This window comes from Rhodocytophaga rosea, assembly GCF_010119975.1.
In the GTDB taxonomy this organism is placed as follows: Bacteria; Bacteroidota; Bacteroidia; order Cytophagales; family 172606-1; genus Rhodocytophaga; species Rhodocytophaga rosea.
This window is the reverse complement of sequence record NZ_CP048222.1, coordinates 4,879,050-4,901,143: the sequence shown is the minus strand read 5'-3', so window position 1 is coordinate 4,901,143 and position 22,094 is coordinate 4,879,050. Positions and strand designations below refer to the sequence as shown.

The 22,094-nt window shown below is 39.8% G+C and carries 12 protein-coding genes and 3 pseudogenes; 4 read left to right on the top strand and 11 right to left on the bottom strand.

Annotation, left to right across the window (positions count from 1 at the left end; all coding sequences use genetic code 11):
* Positions 1 to 59 precede the first annotated feature (59 nt).
* On the top strand, positions 60 to 2,360 hold the full coding sequence (locus GXP67_RS20325) for an alginate O-acetyltransferase AlgX-related protein (protein WP_162444825.1): 2,301 nt from the start codon (positions 60 to 62) through the stop codon (positions 2,358 to 2,360).
* A gap of 18 nt (positions 2,361 to 2,378) precedes the next feature.
* Here GXP67_RS20325 and GXP67_RS20320 read toward each other — a convergent pair whose 3' ends face one another.
* The 7 genes and pseudogenes from GXP67_RS20320 to pseB form a co-directional block, all read right to left on the bottom strand.
* Positions 2,379 to 3,116: a cytidylyltransferase domain-containing protein gene (locus tag GXP67_RS20320; protein WP_162444824.1), complete on the bottom strand. Its 738-nt coding sequence runs from the start codon at positions 3,114 to 3,116 to the stop codon at positions 2,379 to 2,381.
* Positions 3,117 to 3,124: 8 nt separating this feature from the next.
* Positions 3,125 to 3,795, bottom strand: a pseudogene (gene hisF / locus GXP67_RS37460) (imidazole glycerol phosphate synthase subunit HisF).
* A gap of 43 nt (positions 3,796 to 3,838) precedes the next feature.
* A complete protein-coding gene (hisH, locus tag GXP67_RS20305) occupies positions 3,839 to 4,477 on the bottom strand; it encodes an imidazole glycerol phosphate synthase subunit HisH (protein WP_162444821.1) in 639 nt (212 codons plus the stop codon).
* Between the two features lie 3 nt (positions 4,478 to 4,480).
* Positions 4,481 to 5,629, bottom strand: coding sequence for an N-acetyl sugar amidotransferase (locus GXP67_RS20300; protein ID WP_232064509.1), 1,149 nt, complete (start codon positions 5,627 to 5,629; stop codon positions 4,481 to 4,483).
* A gap of 23 nt (positions 5,630 to 5,652) precedes the next feature.
* On the bottom strand, positions 5,653 to 6,288 hold the full coding sequence (locus tag GXP67_RS20295; protein WP_162444820.1) for a pseudaminic acid biosynthesis-associated methylase: 636 nt from the start codon (positions 6,286 to 6,288) through the stop codon (positions 5,653 to 5,655).
* Positions 6,289 to 6,293: 5 nt separating this feature from the next.
* A complete protein-coding gene (pseC, locus tag GXP67_RS20290) occupies positions 6,294 to 7,445 on the bottom strand; it encodes a UDP-4-amino-4,6-dideoxy-N-acetyl-beta-L-altrosamine transaminase (RefSeq protein ID WP_162444819.1) in 1,152 nt (383 codons plus the stop codon).
* A gap of 9 nt (positions 7,446 to 7,454) precedes the next feature.
* The gene (gene pseB, locus GXP67_RS20285) at positions 7,455 to 8,492 is read right to left on the bottom strand and encodes a UDP-N-acetylglucosamine 4,6-dehydratase (inverting) (protein WP_162444818.1); all 1,038 of its coding nucleotides are present in this window, start codon (positions 8,490 to 8,492) and stop codon (positions 7,455 to 7,457) included.
* 220 nt (positions 8,493 to 8,712) lie between these two features.
* Here pseB and GXP67_RS20280 point away from each other — a divergent pair, with 220 nt between their 5' ends.
* Positions 8,713 to 9,582 carry a hypothetical protein gene (locus GXP67_RS20280; protein WP_162444817.1) on the top strand — a complete coding sequence of 290 codons (870 nt, stop codon included), beginning with the start codon at positions 8,713 to 8,715 and terminating at the stop codon, positions 9,580 to 9,582.
* Between the two features lie 125 nt (positions 9,583 to 9,707).
* Here GXP67_RS20280 and GXP67_RS20275 read toward each other — a convergent pair.
* Positions 9,708 to 13,159, bottom strand: a pseudogene (locus GXP67_RS20275) (pyruvate carboxylase).
* Between the two features lie 320 nt (positions 13,160 to 13,479).
* Positions 13,480 to 14,787 carry a hypothetical protein gene (locus GXP67_RS20270; protein WP_162444816.1) on the bottom strand — a complete coding sequence of 436 codons (1,308 nt, stop codon included), beginning with the start codon at positions 14,785 to 14,787 and terminating at the stop codon, positions 13,480 to 13,482.
* A gap of 134 nt (positions 14,788 to 14,921) precedes the next feature.
* On the opposite strand from GXP67_RS20270, the gene GXP67_RS20265 reads away from it, so the two are divergent.
* Together GXP67_RS20265 and GXP67_RS20260 are read left to right on the top strand one after the other, a co-directional pair.
* Positions 14,922 to 15,755, top strand: a complete 834-nt coding sequence (locus GXP67_RS20265; protein WP_162444815.1) for a DoxX family protein — start codon at positions 14,922 to 14,924, stop codon at positions 15,753 to 15,755.
* A 253-nt stretch (positions 15,756 to 16,008) separates the two neighbouring features.
* A complete protein-coding gene (locus GXP67_RS20260; RefSeq protein WP_197901543.1) occupies positions 16,009 to 16,872 on the top strand; it encodes an alpha/beta hydrolase in 864 nt (287 codons plus the stop codon).
* A gap of 192 nt (positions 16,873 to 17,064) precedes the next feature.
* On the opposite strand, the pseudogene GXP67_RS20255 reads toward GXP67_RS20260, so the two are convergent.
* Together GXP67_RS20255 and GXP67_RS20250 are read right to left on the bottom strand one after the other, a co-directional pair.
* Positions 17,065 to 17,954, bottom strand: a pseudogene (locus GXP67_RS20255) (hydroxypyruvate isomerase family protein).
* A gap of 353 nt (positions 17,955 to 18,307) precedes the next feature.
* A complete protein-coding gene (locus GXP67_RS20250; RefSeq protein ID WP_162444814.1) occupies positions 18,308 to 22,081 on the bottom strand; it encodes a ThuA domain-containing protein in 3,774 nt (1,257 codons plus the stop codon).
* Positions 22,082 to 22,094: the final 13 nt, after the last annotated feature.

Here is a 22,094-nt window from a genome sequence, read left to right as displayed (position 1 = left end):
CTAATAATATTTTCGCTAGATGCTTCTATTCCACCTGTTTTGGTATTTTTATATTTTCATTGTCATTATTAACTTATAATAAATATGTAGTAAAAAATGAAAAGAATCAGATTAAAATAACTTTTGATATTATCTCTGAAAAGCAAGATAACCTGCAGTTATTTTATATCACTAACCTCACAGATGGTTTTACTGAGGAACATTCACTGACCGAGCCAATAAAAGAAGGTATAAGGCAGCAAGTAACATTTGTACTTCCTATAGATCATTTTACTGGCCTTAGAATAGATTTGGGGGACAAGAGTAAACAGAACATAATCCGAATCAATAAGGTAGTTTTTGCAAAGAATACAACCTATTCCCTACAGGAAGCAGATATTACAAAGTTTTTTAATCTCAATCACTTTGTAAAATACAATCAGGATACCCATAATTTTTCTCTGCAAACAGTTGATGGAAGTTACGACCCGTTTATTTACTCCACAAGCTTATCTTCTATTTCTGATACCCTCCATACACCTGATACTTATTTTATTCCTGCTCATTATACGCAATACATTTTGTTGGGGCTTTTTTGTGCCGTATTATCCGTACTTTTCTACATTTACCAGCGCAACAAACAAGTTACTGTATTACATTTTGGACACTTAACTATATGGGTTGTATTGTGTTTTGTCCTTATAAAAACTTTTACTTATTTAAAAGTAGATGAAATATTTAATACCAATAAAGTTTCTCTAAAGATTATAGTAAAAATGGAGGTAGATGATTATTTCCAGGTATATTATACAACACCGGCACAACCAGATTGGACAGAACAACAGTCTATAACAACTAATATCACTGGCGAATCCGGCTATCAGGTTATTAATTTTCAGATTCCGGATTCTCTTCAGATAATCAGGCTGAGACTAGATATTTCACAGAATAAACTACAAAAGGAAATTGAATTAAAAGAAGTTACCATTGAACACAATGGCGAAGCAATATATTATGACCAGAGTAACTTTTTAACAGTGTTTATTAATAATATTTGCTTAGCGCCTGCCGAAGATTCTTCCAAACTCAAATTTATCCCTCAAACGGTTGACAACTATTACGACCCGTTCTTTTATGCTCAGGAGATAGGCCCGGATTATGAAAAGGTGAGAGGGGCAAAAAATTCTGTAGCCTTTACGGAAGCACTTGCCTTTTTACTTTCCTTCTGCGTATTTCTATTCTTAGAATCAAATTATGCTTATACTCCATCATTAAGTCTAACAAACAAGATTCTCATATTACAATCTTTTTCCTTTATTGTATTGCTTTTGTTGCCACTAATAAGCGACGTATTTAAGTTCGATACAGAAGGAGGAGTTAATATAGAAAAGAGACAACTACAGAGTAAGCCAGCCTTTTCTCTGGATTCTGTTAAGGAATTTCCCTCATTATATACCGATTATTTTAATGATAATTTTAATTTCAGAAGAACACTTATTGACTGGGGAGGAAAACTAAGATTGTTTCTGTTTAATGAATCTCAGGTATCAAATCAGGCAATTATAGGAAACCAGGGCTGGTTATTTTTAAGCGTTATTAAACCCCATGAGAATGTGCTGGCTGATTATGCCCACCGAAATCTTTACACTCAAGAAGAGTTGGAGGTGATTCATAAAAATCTCGAAAATATACATACACTGTGCAAGAGTAATAATATAAAGTACTATAAAGCATACTATCCGAATACACATACAATTTACTCTGAATTTCTGCCTTTCAGAATAAAAGTTCAGCAATTGGATACTGTTTCCAGAATTGAGCAATTGAACAGGTTTCTTAGGCAGAAAAAATCTGCCGTAAGCATTATTGATATAAAAGCGGATTTATTAAGACAGAAACAGAATGCACAGCTTTATTATAAGCATGATACCCATTGGAATAATTATGGTGCGTTTATAGGCTATTCATCTTTGTTTAATCATATAAGTAAAGATTTCTCTGGTCTCAAACCTCTTCCTATCAGTGATTTCACTATAAAATGGGTAAAGGAAGGAGGAGGAGATTTAATAGATTTAATTGGTATGCAGAACAATACACAGTTTATTGATAACAAACCTTATTTCTTATTAAAAAACTCTTCTGATTCTATATCCAACATTAGTTCTTCATACCCTGATTGCGAAATCTATGAAAATTCTTTAGATACTACAGGTATCACAGCCGTTGTTTTCCATGATTCTTATACACTTGCATTAAAACCTTTTATGAACAGGCACTTTAAAAGAATTGTATACTGCTGGAAAAATTTTGACTGGAATATAGTTGAGAAAGAAAAACCAGATGTGGTAATTGAAGGGTACGTAGAAAGATTATTCAGATAATAGCAAAGTATTTTATAGTTAAATTTTCTTCTGCTCAATATGTGCATTGATAAGGGAGAGTTCTGGATGGTCTGCTAATAGTTTGATTATTTCTGCCGCATACAAAGTTTCAGCATAATACGTTTCTATTAGCTCAAGTATCAATTTGTAATCTTCAGGTGTATCTAATGTAATTCTAAACCTACTGGCATCCTGGTCATTTACAAAATGCCTGATCACTATGTTACCTGAAGTATTTTGATATAAATAAGGAGTAACGTGCTCTTTCTGTGCAGGCAAGGATGCCTGTGTGTAGGCTTCTTTCAGTAACGCAAAGGAAAATATTTCAAAATCGAAGCCTCTAGGGTATGACCTGACCAGGCAATTAGAGGCATATACATTTTCTTCGCCTATAGCGATATATTCTTCTACAGCTTGCTTAATTAACAGTCCATCGATGAGAGGGCAATCGGAAGTAACTCTTATAATAATATCGAGCTTAAACTGCTTTGCACATAGATAAAACCTGCTCAATACATTTTCTTCATCCCCCCGGTAGTAGGGAATATTGTGTTGCAGACAAAATTCTACAATAATATCATCTTGCGAAAGTGTAGTAGTAGCAATAATAACAGGATACCCACTCCAGTGTAATCTTTCCAGGTGGTATTGTAACAGTTTTTTGCCTTTTGCCTCCAGCATAATTTTGCCAGGAAGCCTGGTGCTTCCCATCCGGGCTTGTGAAATAATACCTACTTTCGGAGAAGAAAATGCCATAATAAAATTTAAGCTGTAATTCTTACTGGTTTGCCCAGGCTTTCGAGGGTACGTTTTATGTCGTTGGGGGTGTACTGGGTAAAATGAAAAATACTGGCAGAAGCTACTGCTTCGATAGATGTTTCCTGGAAAAGCTGGCTATAGTGTGTGGGATTTCCACCGCCACCGCAGGCAATAATCGGCAGGGAAGTCAGTTGTTCGGCTTTTTTAATTAATTCCAGGTCAAATCCATTCATCATTCCGTCATTATCTACAGAATTTACAATAACTTCGCCTGCTCCCCTATCAGCACACTGTTTAATAAAATCAGATAAAGAAACATCAATACCAAGCTTATTATATATTTTATAGTCTTCGCCTTGCCTTTTGGCATCTACGGCGATTGTAATACACTGGCTTCCGAACACATTGGCGGCCTCTTCAATAAACCGGGGTCGGTTAATGCTTTCATTTTAATAATAACCTTATCTGCTCCAATTTTGAGTAAGTTGTTAATATCTTCCAGTGAAGCGATTGCACCGCCTATACCTATGGGCATCAGGCACTCTTTAATAATATCCTTCACCAAAGACAAATTTAATCTTCTGTTTTGTTCGCTGGCGAAAATATCCAGAAAAACCAGCTCATCTACTCCCCTGCTATTGTATACCCTGGCGGCTTGCACAGCATTGCCTACCATTCTGGGATTGGCAAATTGTTTGGTTTTTACCAGGGCAAATCCATTAAATGTTAATATGGGTATAACTCTTATTTTGAGCATGTATGTGAAAGAAATTTTTCAGAACTGCCAATCCGGCTTTCTGGCTTTTTTCGGGATGGAACTGGGCAGCAAAAATATTGTCTTTTTGAACAGTCGCTGTGATAGGTATGCCATACTCTACAATTGATGAAACAGCACTTTCATCCCGAACCTCAAAATGATAACTATGGATAAAATAAAAATCTGAGCCGGGTATGTCTTTGAAATAAGTATCGTCTTTGATGTGAATATTATTCCAACCCATATGTGGTATTCTTTTGCCCGGCGCTACAATTCTGACCACTTCTCCATCAATCCAGCCTAAGCCAGGTGTTTTTGCAGGTTCATACCCGGTGGTAGCAATCAGTTGCATTCCCAGGCACATGCCTATAAATGGCTTTTTATTCTGAATAACTTCTTCGGTGAGCAAAGTAGTTAAGCCTGCTTCGTGTAAATTCTGCATTCCTTTTTCGAAGGAACCTACCCCCGGAAGCACAATAAAATCAGCCTGGCGTATCTGGTCGAAATCGCTGGTGATTACACTGGGCATTTTAAGATAGCTGAGTGCTTTCTGTACAGAAGCAACATTTCCCATCTTATAATCGATTATGGCTACTGACATGTACTATTCTATTTCAAAATTGCGGATTAGATTCCCTTCAGCATCCCGTACAAATTTCCCATCCTCATTTTTGAACAGAATGGTATTGGTATACGAATCAATTACTTCGTCTATTTCCTGCTTACTCAAACCTGAGTATGTAATAAATTCTGACACCGCATAATGAGGATATTTTCCATCATACTGCATCACCAGTTTTTTACCTTCTTCCCTAGTAAGCCGGTTATTACGAATGTCGATACCAGCATGGTCGGTAGCCCTGCCAAAGCCATATTTTACAAATTTCAGGTAGTCATGTAAACCTACCAGTTTCTCATCCAGGTTCTCGTAGTTGGTATAGGTACCTTCTATTGGGCTATCTTCTTTCACTTTAAATCCATGTTGCTTTACAATTTCCAGTTGCTTACGGGCATCCCAGAAGAAATAATGGCCGAGGAACAAACCTGTTATGCCTACCCGTTCTATTTCTTCATCGGAAGGATAAATATAAGGCGTTAGATCTTTCTCAGTAATGCCATCTACCCCAACCATATCCTGTATCCGGTTGCCAAGCAGGCCACCAAATTCTTCCAGCCATCGTCGGTTCAGAATATTACTATGGATAGATTCTAATGGCCCACCATATTCCTGCTGGGAATTTTCTCCCCAGATAATAAGAGGTATATTGAATTTAACAGCGATCATGACAGGAATGGTAAAGATGCCAATGTGATTAGGCCACATTTCGTCGCCTACCCGCCTAAAGCTTTCTACCACCATCTTCCGGTATACCTCGTAATTTTTCTTGAAGTGAATTACGTCAATACCCATTTTAGAAATATTATCCAGGTTTTGCTGTCCCAATTCGGTTACGGCAGTAGTCTCAAAACATACACATAAAGGATTCAAGCCACACACATGCTTCATAAAGTAGGCCTGGTAGGTGCTATCCTTGCCCCCACTTACAGGAACTATACAATCATACCCGGTCTCATGCGGCTTTTTCTTATAATAGTTAATGATTTCGTAGAAATCATTTTCCCTTTGTTTCCAGTTAATGTCTTTAAATTTCTGTTCCCCTGCAATACAGGCACTGCAAACGCCTCTGTCATCAAAAAAAAGATCCGGTTTGGTTTCAGGAAACAAGCATTTTTTACAATATCTTATCTTCATGTGTGCTAATAGCTAGTAAGGAATTATTTTTCCAGCAAATACATCGCGTCTACGTTATCATCTTTGACGTATTTGTAATATTCTTTTTTTACCTCTTTTAATGTTGGCTCTGTTTTCCTAAATAATCCTGCATAATCAGCCTTCCACAAGAACCCTTCATTTCCTCTGTAATTGATAGATTGAACATATGCCGCATAATATTCAAACCCGAGAATATAGCGGCGGCTGCATCGTACCATTTCTTTCATCACAATAGGGAGGTTATCTGGTGAGATATGAATTAATACGCCGGAAGTAAATACGAGGTCAAAATAATTGTCTTTAAAAGGGATGTCCAGCCCAGAACCCACAATGATATTTGTATGATGTGTATATTGCTTTGATAATTCTACGGCATCCGGCTGAATCTCTATACCATACAATTGCGTAAAACCCATCCGCCGTAAACCGGCTAGTTGCATCCCTGTATTTGAACCTACTTCTAATATGCGGGCATCTTTAGGTAAATCACCAATAAATTTCTGATACATGTCAATTTTGGTAATACCCCAGGTATCCAGATGAAACTGGTCCCACTCTTGCTGTGACCTTGAATTCCTGAGCGTGTATTCCTGCCCAAACTCACCTTTCCAGAAATCTATTTGCTTGTTTGCTGTCATAAATTTTAATAGGTAGCTAAATAATTATTGATAGTATCAATGATATACTGTTGTTCATCATCGGTTAACGTCGGATACATGGGAATACTCAGGCAATGCTTATAATATTCTTCAACTATAGGGAATTCATTTGCCGTATGACCTTTTTGCTTATAAAAAGGTTGCAAGTGTACCGGAATATAATGTACCTGGGCAAATATATTCTTGTTTCTCAAATGGTTATATAATACCAGGCGGTTTTCTACCTGAATCACATATAAATGATACGCATGTCCAGGATGAGGCTTCGGTGTTTTTAAGGAAGTTCCTTGAAATGCTTCATCATATTTTCTGGCTATTTCTTTTCTTCGTTGCAATCCTTTATCTGCTCTGGCTAGTTGAGAAATGCCCAAAGCTGCCTGGAAGTCGGTGAGCCGGTAATTATATCCAAGTTCCTGCATTTCATAATACCATCCCCCATGATTTTCAATTAATAAATCTGCATTTTTGGTAATTCCATGGGTGCGCAATAGCAACAGTTTTTTATACAATTCCTCATTATTAGTCGTGATCATTCCTCCCTCACCGGTAGCAATATGTTTTACTGGGTGAAATGAGAATATAGCTAAGTCTGCAAATTTACTATTGCCACACCATTGCTGTGTAGCTGTACTGTCAGTAAAATAGCCACCAGGCGCATGACAAGCATCTTCAACAATCCATAAATTATGTTCTTTAGCCAGCTGTCTGTACTGTTCCAGGTCTACCGGATAGCCAGCAAAATCAACAGGTATAATGCCTGAGAAAAAGCCTTTCGGTTTTGACTCAATTAGTGCCTTTACTTTATTAATATCAAGCAGGTATGTATCTGGATCAATGTCGGCAAAATATACGTTTCCTCCACAATATTCGACACAGTTGGCGCTTGCTACAAAGGTAAGTGGCGTAGTAATTACATTACTACCTTTGGAAACATTTAACGCCAATGTACACAAATGTAGAGCAGCCGTACCATTCGACACAGCCAGGGCATACGAAGATCCAATATATTGTGCAAACTTCTTTTCTAGTTCTTCAATTTTTGGTCCCTGCGTGAGATAATCAGATTTGAGCACTTCAACCACAGCATCAATGTCTTCCTGGTTGATGTGCTGCCGGCCATATGGGATAGCTTTCATGGATAAAGTTTAACTCTCTATTATTGTTTCCACACTAAAATTGGGATCAACATGTAATCTGATTTGTTCCCGCAAATCTTCTACGGTCATCCACTGATTATTCGTACCGGAATTATATTTAAATCCGATAGGTACTGCCTTTCCGTTAAATGCTGTATTGAACTCATTTATACTCCATAATGGCGTAGAAGGGCAAATCACATAGTATTTCTCCAGTTCTATGGTATTAAGCGAGTCTGTTTCTGTGATCATTTCCTCATGCAGTTTTTCACCAGGGCGGATTCCGACAATTAACTGCTCGCAACCTGGACCTATGGCTTCGGCTACATCCGTAATCTTATAGGATGGGATTTTAGGAACAAATATCTCGCCTCCCCAGGCATTTTCCAGGGCATATAGTACCAGATCAACGCCTTCTTGCAGGGAAATATTAAATCTGGTCATCTCCGGATGTGTAATAGGAAGTATTCCCTGTGCACGTTTGTTTAGAAAGAAAGGGACTACCGAACCTCTGGAACCAATTACATTTCCATATCTTACTACAGAGAAGGTTACATCCCGTTTGCCTTTCATATTATTTGCTGCTACAAATAATTTATCAGAGCATAATTTGGTAGCTCCATACAAGTTTATGGGCGCAGCTGCTTTATCTGTAGAAAGGGCTACTACCTTTTTAACTCCGCAATCCAGGGCAGCATTTATTACGTTTTCGGCACCAAACACATTGGTTTTAATACACTCCATAGGGTTGTATTCAGCGGCAGGCACCTGTTTGAGAGCTGCTGCATGTACAATAATATCAATACCTTCGCAGGCACGTTTAAATCTTTCCCCATCCCGGATATCTCCAATAAAATACCTGATTGCTTCGTAGTCTCTATCAGAATAGAGCTGAGACATCTCGAATTGTTTTAATTCGTCCCTTGAATAGATTACTAATCTTTTTACTTCAGGAAATTTATTTAGAACAGTTTTAACAAATTCTTTTCCAAATGAGCCTGTACCCCCTGTTACTAAGATAGATTTTCCGTTTAAATTTATGGCCATATTTATTATTTTACAAAGAGCTTGCAAATTTATTAAAATTCGTATCAACCCGTAGTTTTCATGAATAAAAATAGGCTGATACCTTTAATCTAAGGGTAAATAGGGCTGAAATATAAATATAGGTATATATATTTGGTAAGTTCATCCTTAATGACAGAAACATATCAATTACTTCAGTGCTAATTTCTATATTTGCAGCCTGTCAATTATTCAAATAATAATGCTAGAGTTAGAGAAAATAAATATCCGTTCCGAAAAGGATGATGAGATAGATTTAATAGAACTATTGACAAAAGCTATTCTATTTTTAAAACAATATGTTGGCTTACTTATAATTTTCACAATTATTGGTATCCTGATTGGGATTTTATTATATACCAGAACCCCTTTTTATTACAAATCCCGAATGATTGTTAATTCAACAGCCTTATCTAATCCTGAAGCAATCAATATAATAAATTCATGGCAGGTACATATTACCAAAAATGATTACGAAATATTAGCCAGAAAACTAAACCTCAGCTATGAAACTGCATATAAGATTAAAAACTTTAAGGCAAATGAGACAGTTCCTGCAGAGAACAAACGTTTTCTTCCTCCTGAAGCCGAAGACGGCAGTTTTACTATAGAAGCCTCTGTTTCTGATGTGCAGGTACTGGATTCTTTAGAAATGGCTATTATTAATTTTTTAGAAGATAATAAGTATATTAAAATCAGGTCGGCTTTAAAAAAAGCAAATCTTCAGCGGTTAAAAATTAAAATAGATAACGAGATTGCTTCATTGGATAGTTTAAAACATTCATTGAATAATATATTAAATAATAACCGATATCCTTCTGGAGCATTTTTGACAAATCCAGCTGAAGTAAATGTAAAAATTATAGAGTTGTATGAAAGATCACTTAATATAGAAACCTCTATTAAATTAGTGGATGATGTGCAGGTTGTAGAAAGTTTTACAAAATCAAATACGCCGGATGGACCAGATTTAATTAAATTTCCAGCTATCGGCGGAGCTATAGGTTTATTCCTTGCTTTTGTTATAGTTTTTGTTCTCTATCTGCGAAATAAAATAAGAACTATTTCCTAACATAATAATAGTTAAAGTGCATCCAGGTACCCAAATCTAGATGCACTTTAACGCGTGGGCATTCCTTTTATAGAATACTAGGATTGGTTACTTATTAATTTTAAGTAGCCAATCCTAGTATTTCTTTACCCTTCCATTTCCACCACCAGATCATCCTGCTCCACAATTTCTCCAATGGGGAGGTGAATGGTTTTAACGGTTCCAGCTATTGGTGAGGCTACGACTGTTTCCATTTTCATGGCTTCAATAACAAATAGCGGCATATTGGATTTTATAACATCTCCTGTTTTTACCAGTATATTTGCCAGGCGGCCTTGTAAGGGAGCACCTACTTCATTTTTCTGTTTGGCTTTTGTATGAAGCGCTTTTGTAATTTTGAAAGACCGGTCTTTTACAAGCACCCGGCGAGTCTGGCCATTCAGTTCGAAAGACACCTGGCGCATTCCATTTTCATCCGGTTCTAACACGAAAAGCAGTTTAATGATAATGGTTTTGCCATCAGAAATTTCCACTAATATTTCCTCATCAGGTTTCAGGCCAAAGAAGAAAGCCTGGCTTGGAATATAATCTACTTCTCCATATAACCTTCGGTGCGTGTGATATTCCTCGTATACTTTCGGATACATTTTGTAGGAAAGGTAATCCAGGAAAGTAGCATGGGCATCAAACTTCTGCTTGAACTTTTCAAAGTCTGCATCGAAATCTACCGGAGCCAGGTGGGCATTCGGCCGGTCGGTAATGGGCGTTTCGCCCTTTAAAATGATTTCCTGTAATTCCTTGGGAAAGCCACCATATGGCTGTCCCAATTCTCCTTTAAACAAACTTTTTACAGATTCCGGAAAAGACAATGTTTTCCCTCTTTCAAAAATATCCTCAGCGGTCAGGTTATTGGAGGTCATGAACAAGGCCATATCGCCCACCACTTTGGAGGAAGGTGTTACTTTTACAATATCTCCAAATAACTGGTTTACCACCACATAGTTTTTCTTCATTTCCTCAAACTTGTCGAGTAAGCCCAGTCCCTGTGCCTGTGGCCGCAGATTGGAATACTGGCCGCCAGGAATTTCATGTTCATACACTTCAGCCGTTCCGTTTTTCAAACCTGATTCGAAGGGATAATAATATTCCCGAACATCTTCCCAGTAATTGGCATATTGATTTAAAGAGGAAAGATTAATCGGATTTTCCCGTTCATGTCCCTGCATCATGGCCACAATGGAATTGAAATTGGGCTGGGAAGTAAGTCCCGACATCGAACTCAAGGCTACATCTATAATATCTACTCCGGCTTCTATGGCTTTCAGATATGTAGCTGCCTGAATAGAAGAAGTATCATGGGTATGTAAATGAACCGGAATAGACAATGCCTTTTTGAGTTCTGTTACTAATACCTCTGCTGCATACGGCTTTAGCAAACCAGCCATATCTTTGATACAGAGCATGTGAGCACCCTGGTCTTCAAGTTGCCTGGCCAGATCCAGGTAGTATTGCAGCGTATATTTTTGTTATCCGGATTGAGAATGTCGTTGGTATAACAGATGGAAGCTTCGGCAATTCCTCCGGTTCTTTCCCGTACCGCTTTGATGCTCACTTTCATAGCTTCTATCCAGTTGAGTGAATCAAAAATGCGAAATACGTCAATACCAGTTTCCCAGGACTTTTCAATGAATGTTGAAATCAGGTTATCCGGATAGGCAGAGTAGCCTACAGCATTAGAACCCCGGATAAGCATTTGCAGGAGAATATTAGGTATAGCTTTCCGTAACTGCTGCAGGCGGTCCCAAGGGTCTTCGTGCAAAAAACGCATGGCTACATCGAAGGTAGCGCCTCCCCATACTTCCATCGAAAACAGTTGCGGATGATTCTTGGCAAAACCTTCTGCTACTTTCAGCATATCAAAGGTACGCACCCTGGTAGCGAGTAAAGACTGATGTCCATCCCGGAAAGTAGTATCGGTATATTGTATCTTCTTTTCAGCTTTCAGCCATTCCATGAATTTTTCAGGCCCTAATTCTGTCAGCTTATTTTTAGTTCCTGCCGGATGAGGTCCGAATTTGTCAAAATCAGGAACAATGGGATTTCTGAAAACTTTTTGTTTATCGATAACCTTTACATCCGGATTGCCATTGACAATTACATCGGCCAGGTATTGCAGGGTCTTGGTAGCCCTGTCAAATTTACGGCTGATTTGCAGCAGTTCCGGATTGTTTTCAATGAATTTAACGGTTGCCTGGCCTCTCTGGAAAACAGGATGAGAAATTACATTTTCCAGAAAACCAATATTGGTCTTAACACCTCTGATCCGGAATTCACGCAAAGCCCGGTGTAAGCGTTCACTGGTTCCCCACAAGGTACGGCCCTTGGCAGAAACTTTTACCAGCATCGAATCAAAGAAAGGGGAAACTTTCACCCCGGCATAGGAACTTCCTTCATCTAAGCGGATACCAAACCCACCGGCATTCCGGTAGGCGATAATGGTACCATAATCTGGTTTAAAACCATTGGTGGGATCTTCAGTAGTAATGCGGCACTGGATGGCAAACCCGTTACAGGGAATACTTTCCTGATCGAGAATATAAATGCTTTTATCAGATAACTTGGTACCCTGTGCAATCAGAATCTGCGAACGCACAATATCAATCCCGGTAATTTCCTCGGTAATGGTGTGTTCAACCTGGATACGGGGATTTACTTCGATAAAATAAATGTGTTCATTGCGTTCTACCAGAAATTCTACAGTTCCGGCATTATTATACTGTACTAGTTTGGCAATAGAGAGCGCATACTCATACAATTTCTGTTTCACCGCCGGACTCAATCCAAGAGAGGGGGCTACTTCTACTACTTTCTGGAATCGCCGTTGTACCGAACAATCCCGTTCATACAAATGAACAATATTGCCGTAATTATCTCCCAGGATCTGGACTTCAATATGTTTGGGGTCATCAATAAATTTTTCCAGAAAGATCGTATCGTCTCCAAACGCATTTTTAGCTTCATTGCGGGCTTCATTGAAAGATTTCTCCAGCGTACTTTCGTCCCGCACCACCCGCATCCCTCTTCCTCCCCCACCGGCGGCCGCTTTAATCATCACCGGGAAACCAATGCGATTAGCTTCTTTTCTGGCGATTTCTATCGTATCGAGCTTTTCATGACTATCTTCAATGAGAGGCACTTTGGCTTGCATGGCAATGGCTTTAGCTGCCACCTTATCGCCCAACTGCTCCATTACTTCCGGCCTCGGACCAACGAAAATGATTCCCTCCTCCCGGCAACGTCTGGCAAGCGTTACATTCTCCGACAGAAAACCATAACCAGGATGTATGGCATTTGCCCCATAGCGTTTGGCTACTTTAATAATACCTTCAATATCCAGATACGGCTTCAGTGGATCATCATCCCGCCCGATCTGGTAAGCCTCATCAGCTTTGTAGCGGTGCAGGGAATAGCGGTCTTCGTAAGTATATACAGCAATCGTACGGATATTCAATTCTGAAGCCGCCCGGAAAATGCGGATGGCAATTTCGCCACGGTTGGCTACTAAAAGCTTATTTATTTTCTGTACAGCCTGTTGCATAAGAAAAGCCAGAATAAAGATGGTTTACAGCAAAATAATACAATTAAATTGCTGCGTAAATTGTGAAATTAAACGACAAAAATAAAGAAAGGGAATTAAAAAGATTTGGTTGTTTTGGCGGAGGCAGATAAATAGAACTCAGGAAAGAATTAGTGTAAAGAAAGTAAGTGTAGCTGGAAGAATGCAGCAGTGCTTATTCTATACCCATTTTATTTTATTACGGCTCTCATCTTTTCTGGTTGCAGATTATTATTCTATCTGTTATTTCAACAGGTCAATGGGTTTGGCAAAATCAATATTATAGTTGAATAATAGGTCAGTTACTGGTTTTCACTGTCGAAACCGTTCGCATAAACGACTGTGCCATCTATTCCTTTTAATTCAACAAAATCAACTTCACAAAGCCCGTTAGAAACGAAACCAAGGCCGGCAATCAGCCGAGAAGTATTTTTGTAGGAAGTTGAAAATACTGGCTGGTTATTAATGATAATATTTGCCTGCTTGTTTTTTACAATTACTTCCATGTCCATCCATTGGGTAACATCAAAACCTAAGGAAGCCAGGTCGCTTTCTTTACCACTAATGAATTGCTCTCCGAATTGTAGCATCGATTCGCTGGAACAGCCTTTAGACGTAGTTTTAAAGAACATCGCATATCTCTGGCAAAAAACTTCCATTGTGATATAAGGACAATTGTTATTTTTAACTTCCTTCATTCTCACTCTTGTTTTCAACACAAACTTGTCGCTACTCACTTCTAGCTTGCCAGGAAAAAACGTATAGAGGTATTCCTTTTCTTTTCCTATATCTATTTTATTAGCCAGAATATCTTTTTCTGACAAACCAAAAAAGCCATCCCGTATGCAATGATCCGCTTTGATATATTCAGGTTTACTGCCTGGGTTATCTTTCGCAAATAAAAACCAGCGGTCCGTGGGAATACTTATATCAATCGTTCTGATGACGGAATCATTGGCGATAAGTTTGGCAATATGATAACCGGGCTCATAGTAAATATCAGTAAGCGTATAGTTATTTTTAGAAATTCGCACCCGCTTGTTCGTATCCCACGATTGCTGAATAAAAAAACTATCAGCGATTACTTCATCCACATTATAATTGAAAACAACTGTATTGGGCAAATCGTGATTTGTGTTTCTGCGTGCAGAAAAAGAAGCCTTTTCCATATGCTGAAATTGTTTTTTTTGCGTAAACTGAACAAACACCACAATGGCTATTGCCCCGATTGCCAGGCATACCAATGCTATCAGTTTGTATCCTTTTACACGGGCAGAAGTATGTGTATGGTTCTTATTCTCTGCAATTCTTTGTTTTGCCTCTTGCGCAATAAACGTTTCCGGTTTTCTCCTTGCCGATCTATATTCCTGCCATGTTGTGTAGCCCAGGTATCTGGAAATGGCATCCAGTGTGGCTATCTGGGGTAACCTGCTGAATTCGCCATGTAAGAGCCGCTTTACCGTGGACCCACTGATTAAGGTTCCGGTAGCAGTTTCGATCTGATGACTGATGTGATCAAAGTCCCGCTGCGTCAGCTGTCCGGTTTCTATATATCCATTCTTTTTGAAAACTTCTATCAGGCTTTCTTTTACGATTGCTTGTTCTGTCATATTGCTTGACGGGTTTACCTGCTACTTTGGTTAGATTTTGCAGGACTTTGTTCAGGTTTTGAGTTTAAAAATTGCTAATCCCAGCCTTAATTTAGGCATTAAACTATACCTGATAAAGTTTCAGACAAATTATTATGAATAATAAAAAATATATGCAAACCATGATTAAAATTGGCCGCACATTTTATGGCCTGGCAATGGTCGTATATGGAATCCAGCAATTTGTTTATGCCAATTTCCGGAATGTGCAGTTCCCAAAATGGCAATCGTCTCTTCCCTTGCTTCCTGTGTGGGCATATAGTACCGGACTCGGTTTAATCATTGCCGGAATTGCCATTATTCTCGGGAAAAAAGCCCGAACAGCATCACTTATAATAGGCGGCTTCTTTCTGTTGTTGTTTATATGTGTTCATTTTCCATTTGAGATTTTCGGCGAAGAACATAGCAGTTTACACTTTGCCTTGTGGACGGATGCTCTGAAAGAACTTGCCTTGTCTGGAGGCGCTTTTGTGATTGCAGGCTGTCTCCCTGAAGATAACACAAGGCTTACAGGAGAATCTCTGGTTATAACACTATTAGAAAAGCTTATTCCTTTGGGTAGAATCTTTTTTTGTATAACCATGATCAGTTTCGGAATTATGCATTTTATGTATACCCAGTTTGTATCTACACTTATGCCTGCCAGGTTTCCAGATCCTGTCTTCTGGACCTATTTTGGGGCGGTAGCATTAATAGGTTCCGGCGTAGCCATTATATTAAGCATACGACAAGGTGCCATTGCACTACTGCTTTCTATCATGTTATTTCTATGGGTTATTTTACTGCACATGCCAAGAGCCATAGCAGAACCACTGGCTGCCAGAGGAAATGAAGTTTCAAGCGCATTTGATGCCCTGGCTTTCAGTGGAATTGCATTAGTGATAGCAACCAGAAAGGTAAAAACTGATTTGAATGAAATCTTCAATTAAATGGTTCACTCAGAAGATTTTTAAAATTAAATCAGAGCGGCCATTTGTGAAAAGATCAGAATATGGTTACTCAGGATTTATCCTCTCTTCTCAAAAATACCCATTGTACAAATCAGCTTTGAAGAAAATATATTGCTTAAAGGTAAAGTATGCAACAAAGAATGATTCAGCAATAGGTAGAATATAAAAAAATTTGTTACTTGGAAAATGTCAAAAATACCTGGTTTACTTTATATTTTAAGCTGATCAACATATGTTTAAACAGATTCTCTTTGCCCTTGCTGTATTTTTTCCATTTGTATCGTTAGCACAAAGCGGAAAAGTATCCGATAATTTGTCCATGCCTAGTAAGATTCTGAAATCTTCCCGCAAGTATGCCGTTTATTTTCCGCCAGATTACGAAACTTCCCAACGCAGCTATCCCGTGCTGTATTTGTTGCATGGCGGAGGAGACGATCATACCGGCTGGGTACAGTTCGGAGAAGTACAACACATTACAGATAAAGCCATCGCTGAAGGGAAAGCCACACCTATGATTATTGTGATGCCGGATGCCAATACCGGCCAACGGGGATACTTCAATGATATCAAAGGAGAATGGCGGTATGAAGATTTTTTCTTTGAAGAATTTATGCCCTTCATAGAAAAGACCTACCGCATCAAGGCAGATAAACGTTACCGGGCGGTTGCCGGATTGTCTATGGGAGGTGGAGGATCATTTATGTATGCCTTGCATCATCCTGAGCTGTTCTCGTCGGCTTGTCCACTAAGTGCCGCTGCCGGACCTATTACCTTGGCAGATACCAAGACGCAACTGGAAAGAAGAGGAATTAAGGATGCCTCGGCTGCCCAGGTAGAAAACTATTACAAACGCCATAGCACGTTAGCCTTACTAGAAGCTATGCCGGATACCACTAAGAAGGCCGTTCGCTGGTATATTGATTGTGGTGATGATGACTTTTTATATGAAGGAAATGCACAGGTTCATGTAGCCATGCGAAAAAAAGAGATTCCCCATGAATTCCGTGTTCGCAATGGAGGCCATACCTGGACATACTGGCGGGAAGCGCTGCCCGAAGTATTGACTTTTATCTCACAAGCTTTCCATCAGCATTAGAAGTTTTAAGGTTTAACCTTTTCGCTAATCTTTTGTCCGATTTTACAATAGCCAAGCAGCTAAAGATAGTTTTATCTACTGGCTTGAAACTAAAAGTGACCAGGTAATAATACCTGGTCACTTTTTAATTGATAACGATTATTTTCAACTACTTACAGGTTGAGCCGTCTAATTTCATAAAAACCTATAGAATCAGGCAACATCACAAATCTGAACGCCCTGCTTGAGAGAAGCTAATTTATCTTCCCGTTTTGGAATAAACTCCTGAGCCACAAACCCTTTGTAACCAGTTTCAGTAATCGCCTTCATGATAGCCGGATAGTTCAGTTCCTGCGTTTCATCAATTTCATTTCTTCCGGGTACACCTCCGGTATGGTAATGCGAAATATACTTACTATACTTCTTAATGGTTGCAATTACGTCGCCTTCCATAATCTGCATGTGATAAATATCATAAAGCAGTTTAAATCGGTCAGATCCTATTTTTTCAGCTAAAGCGGCTCCCCAGGGTGTGTGGTCACACATATAATCTTTGTGATTTACTTTGCTGTTGAGTAGTTCCATCACCAGCGTAACCTTGTGTTTCTCTGCTACCGGCATCAGACGCTTTAAACCTACGGCTGCATTTTCCATTCCTTTTTCATCGTCCATGCCATTGCGGTTACCCGAAAAACAGATGATCTGGCTAAGGCCTGCCTTGGCTACTAAAGGAATCACCTCTTCGTAGCTTTTTACCAGTGCATCATGGTATTGGGGTCGTTGAATCCTTTTTCAATTCCCATACCCGCACCATTGGGAAGTGCAGCCGTTAACCCATATTTTTTTAAAACCGGCCATTCTGCTGGCCCTACCAGTTCAATAGATTGCAGCCCGATGTCTTTAGCCGCTTTGCATAAATCTTCGAAGGCAATACTTTGGTAGCACCAGCGGCAAACCGAATGGTTAATTTTACCTTTTAAAGTGTCGCCTACCGTTTTATCAGCCGCTTCCAGGCGGGTGCTAAGCGACGAACCTATGGTAGCCAATGCTACACTTCCGGCTATTTTTTGTAAAGTAGACCGACGGGAATTGGAATAACTCATTATATTATTAATTTAGGTTGGGGTATATGATTAAAAAATCTCTTTTTACATACCTGTAGTTTACAGGAAGGCTTCTCCTCCCTGCTGCTATTGCGCTTCAATAATTATCCTAAAGAAATAAAGGTAATTTCAGGGGAATGTACAAGCGTTAACTTAATAATAATTTTTGTCTTCGTTATAGAAAAAATATGGCAAAGGACAGATCAATCTGTATGAGCGGATAAACTTTCGGGAAATAAGCATCACCCAACAATAATCCTGGCAGGTATTATCTTTAATCATATACAAATATCCAGGTTAGGTATGCATACCCAACCTGGATACATTAGCTTGAAAATCCAGACAAACGCTTATTATTCTTTCGTTCCTTCAAAAGTGAAGCCCTGTGCTTTCAGGGTCAGTGTGGTAACTTTCTTTTGGGTATCCCGGCCAAATAGTAACTCGGCTCCGTTATCACCTGCAAATACATCTGCTTCCTGGCCTGGCAAGAGATCTCCTTCATTGCCTCCGGCACTGATGTGTAGTTTATCTTCTTTGGTGGTAATTTCAACATACTCAAAAGGAAGCCCTGTCATCTTATACTTTCCTACATAAGCTCCTAACTCCTTTGTAGCAACACTTGCCTGAGTAGTTGCTTTGGCTGCCTGTGAGGTGCTGTTAGCAGATTTACCCGTTTGGAATTCCAGATCCATTACTACAAACAATGCCTGTCCTGCAGGAGATTTCTCATTTTGAAAGACAAAATATACATCGTGCTTACCGCTGGCTCCTGAAATTTTAGCTACTACTGGTGGTGGCATATTGGTTAAGCTCCCTCCCTCTGTCGGCGACATCATATCGGTTTGTCCGACGAGTTTTCCGGTGGGTGAGTCCAGGTGGACTTCAATGATGCCACCGGCTGCATTTAATTGCGCTTTGGGAGCAGCGGCCGTAAATTTAATTTGCTCGATGCCAGTCAGATCAATGTTAGTAAACCCAATACTGGAGCCTTTGGTTGAAGCAATAATCACCGTGCCATATTTCATTACGCCTTCTAGCTTAGCTGCTTTTCCGGCCGGCATCTTGGCATTGCGTAAAGTCATTATTTTTTCAGCACTAATCGCAGGAATCCCATTACTTCCTTTATCCTTATACGCTGCTCTAACCACATACATACCTTCGCCTTTATCGCCTTTGGGGATAGCCATGGTGTAACTTCCTTTCACCGGTAACGATACGACTCCCTGTTTTTCTTCAGCCAGACCCAGGATATAATTCACCATTTCCCTGGCATCTGTTTCTGCCAATTGGGGATGCGCACTCATAGATACTTCTCCCCATACACCGCTGCCTCCGGAAATTACTTTTTTAGCCAGCTTTTCAGAGGCACCTTTATCATCTTTGTATTTAGCAGCAACTTGTTTGTAAGTCGGGCCTACCGATTTTTTATCAATACTATGGCAGGCTTTGCAATCGCTGCTTTCAATGAGTTTGAGGCCTTTTACAGCTCCGGCAGAAGCATCTGCACTGCGATGCCCCTGGGCAATAGCCACTATATCATATCCTTCCGGCAAATAATCGAAGCTAATGGCTACTTCTTCCGGCTTGATTTTTCCATCTGATAGGCTGCCATCTTCTTTATCACTTACTTTTACTTCGTATTCAAAGGGTTGATTCGGGAAGAAAAATGTTTGATTGCTGGTAGGCGTATCAAAGGTGAGTAATGGTTCTTCATTTCCTGCCATAATTTCCAGGCTCTGGCTGGTACTGGCTCCTTTGGCATCGGTAACGGTAAGGGTAGCTTTATAGATACCTGCCTTATCAAAAGTTACAGTTGGACTAGGTTCATTGAATGTCCGGGCTGTTCCTCCATTTTGAGCCGTTACTTTCCATACATATTTCAGGACATCATTATCCGCATCACTAGTACCTTTTGAGGAAAGACGGGCTTTGAAAGGAAGAGTTCCTCCTTTTTTATCGGTAGCTAATTGGATAACAGGCTTGCGGTTGCCGCTGTTGTATTCAATACGAACCAGCCTGGCATCATCATTCTGCGTGAACCACCCGCTTCCATATTCAATCATATATAGATCACCTTCTGAGCTGAATTCTATATCTACCGGATTGGAGAATTTATAACTCGGCATTACCCGTTCCATCGAAGCATAATTGCCTTCCTTATCCATCGTAACTGCCATCAGCCAGCCACGCATCCACTCGTAAATGAGTAACTTCCCATCATAATAATCCGGAAAAGCCCGTTTAGCAGTCTTAAACTGATCTGAGTAAAACACAGGTCCAGCCATAGCACTGCGCCCACCAGCGCCTACCAGTGGAAATTCTTTTGACTCTCCATACGGATACCAGATGAATGCCTTTTGGGCTGGGGGCAACTCGTTTAACCCAGTATTGTTGGGTGAGTTATTTACAGGTTTAGCAGGATCATACAGTTCTCCAGACTGACTGGCAGCAAAATCGTATTTGTAATAGGCTTTATTATCTCCCACAAAATAGGGCCATCCATAATTACCGGCTTTCCTGGCCTGTCCTACTTCATCCTGTCCTTCCGGACCACGTTTCTCTCCAGGTTGACTGGCATCCGGGCCAATATCTCCCCAATAAAGAAACCCAGTTTTAGGATCTACCGAGATACGGTAGGGATTGCGGTGTCCCATCGTATAGATCTCAGGGCGGGTTTTAGGTGTACCTTTTGGGAATAAATTACCTTCTGGAATAGTGTATGTTCCATCAGGCTGTGGTTTAATCCGGATTATTTTACCTCTCAAGTCATTGGTATTACCGGAGGTCATTTGTGCATCCCATGGGCTTCTTTCCGGACGTTCATCGGAGGGGCTGTAGCCATTAGAGCCGTGTGGATTAATATTATCTCCCGTGGATAGATACAGATTTCCTTTTGTATCAAAGGTGAGCGAACCTCCTGCATGACCAGTTATTTCCCGTTGCGTAGCCACTTCCAGGATCACCTTCTTGGAATCCATCACGAGTTCATCGCCTTTTAACTGGTAACGTGTAAGAATATTTTTGGCTTCTTTTCCTTCCGGAGAGTAAAACAGATAAATCCATCCGTTTTTAGCAAAATCAGGATCTTTGGTTATACTCAGTAAACCTCCTTCATCATTGCCTACTGTCCCTTTTTTATCTGTTACTTTAGTATTTACGGGAATAGTTGCAATCAACTTAACTTTGCCAGTAGCCGGACTATAGAGTTTTACTCCCCCTTTTCTTTCCACAAACAATACCCGGTTATCTGGCAGCACAGTCAGTTCCATGGGTTCATCGAGTTTCTCTTCCAGAATTACTTTTGAAAACCGGTTTTCTTCCGGCATCCGTTTGGTTTTAACCTTGGTATAGTCCAGAGGTTTGGGCGAATTACCTCCCATCACATAGTGTAAACCGGCATAGAGATGTTTTACAAATAAAGGCTCAGAGAAAGTGGCATCTGTATGACCTCCGGCTGTATAAAAAGAACGTCCGCCATCAAATTCCTGATACCAGGCCATGGGATGGTTATCGCCATTGGTGCCTCCCCGGTAGGTTTTTTCATCAATCTTTACCAATACTTTAATGGCTGAACTAATGTTCTTATATGAATAAAATTCATCTGTCCGCTCCCATTTCTCAGGCAGAAAGCTGGTTGCCGGATGCGTTTTATCTACCACCACAAATGTACCTTTTTGCACATTATCCGGGTTAGGGTGACTTTCAAACCAGGCACCGGCCAGTTTATTATACCAGGGCCAGCCATATTCTGTGTCAGCGGCCGCATGAAGCCCTAAATAACCGCCACCAGCCTGTATATACCGCTCAAAGGCATTCTGTTGCTCATTATTGAGCACATCGCCAGTGGTGTTTAAAAATACAACCGCCTGATATTTTTTAAGGTTTTCTTCTGTAAATCTGGAGGCATTTTCAGTGGTATCTACGGCAAAACCATGTTGTTTACCAAGCGCAAAAAATGCTTTTTGACCGGCTTCAATAGAAGCATGACGGAAGGCAGCTGTTTTGCTGAACACCAAAATGCGGGGCTGTTCTTTCACAAAAGTATAAGCCCAAAGCCCAAACGCAAGCAGGCTGGTTATTACAGCCAGGGTCAATGTTCTAAAGAGAGAGGAGAAATTGCGGTTCATTGAAATTAGATTA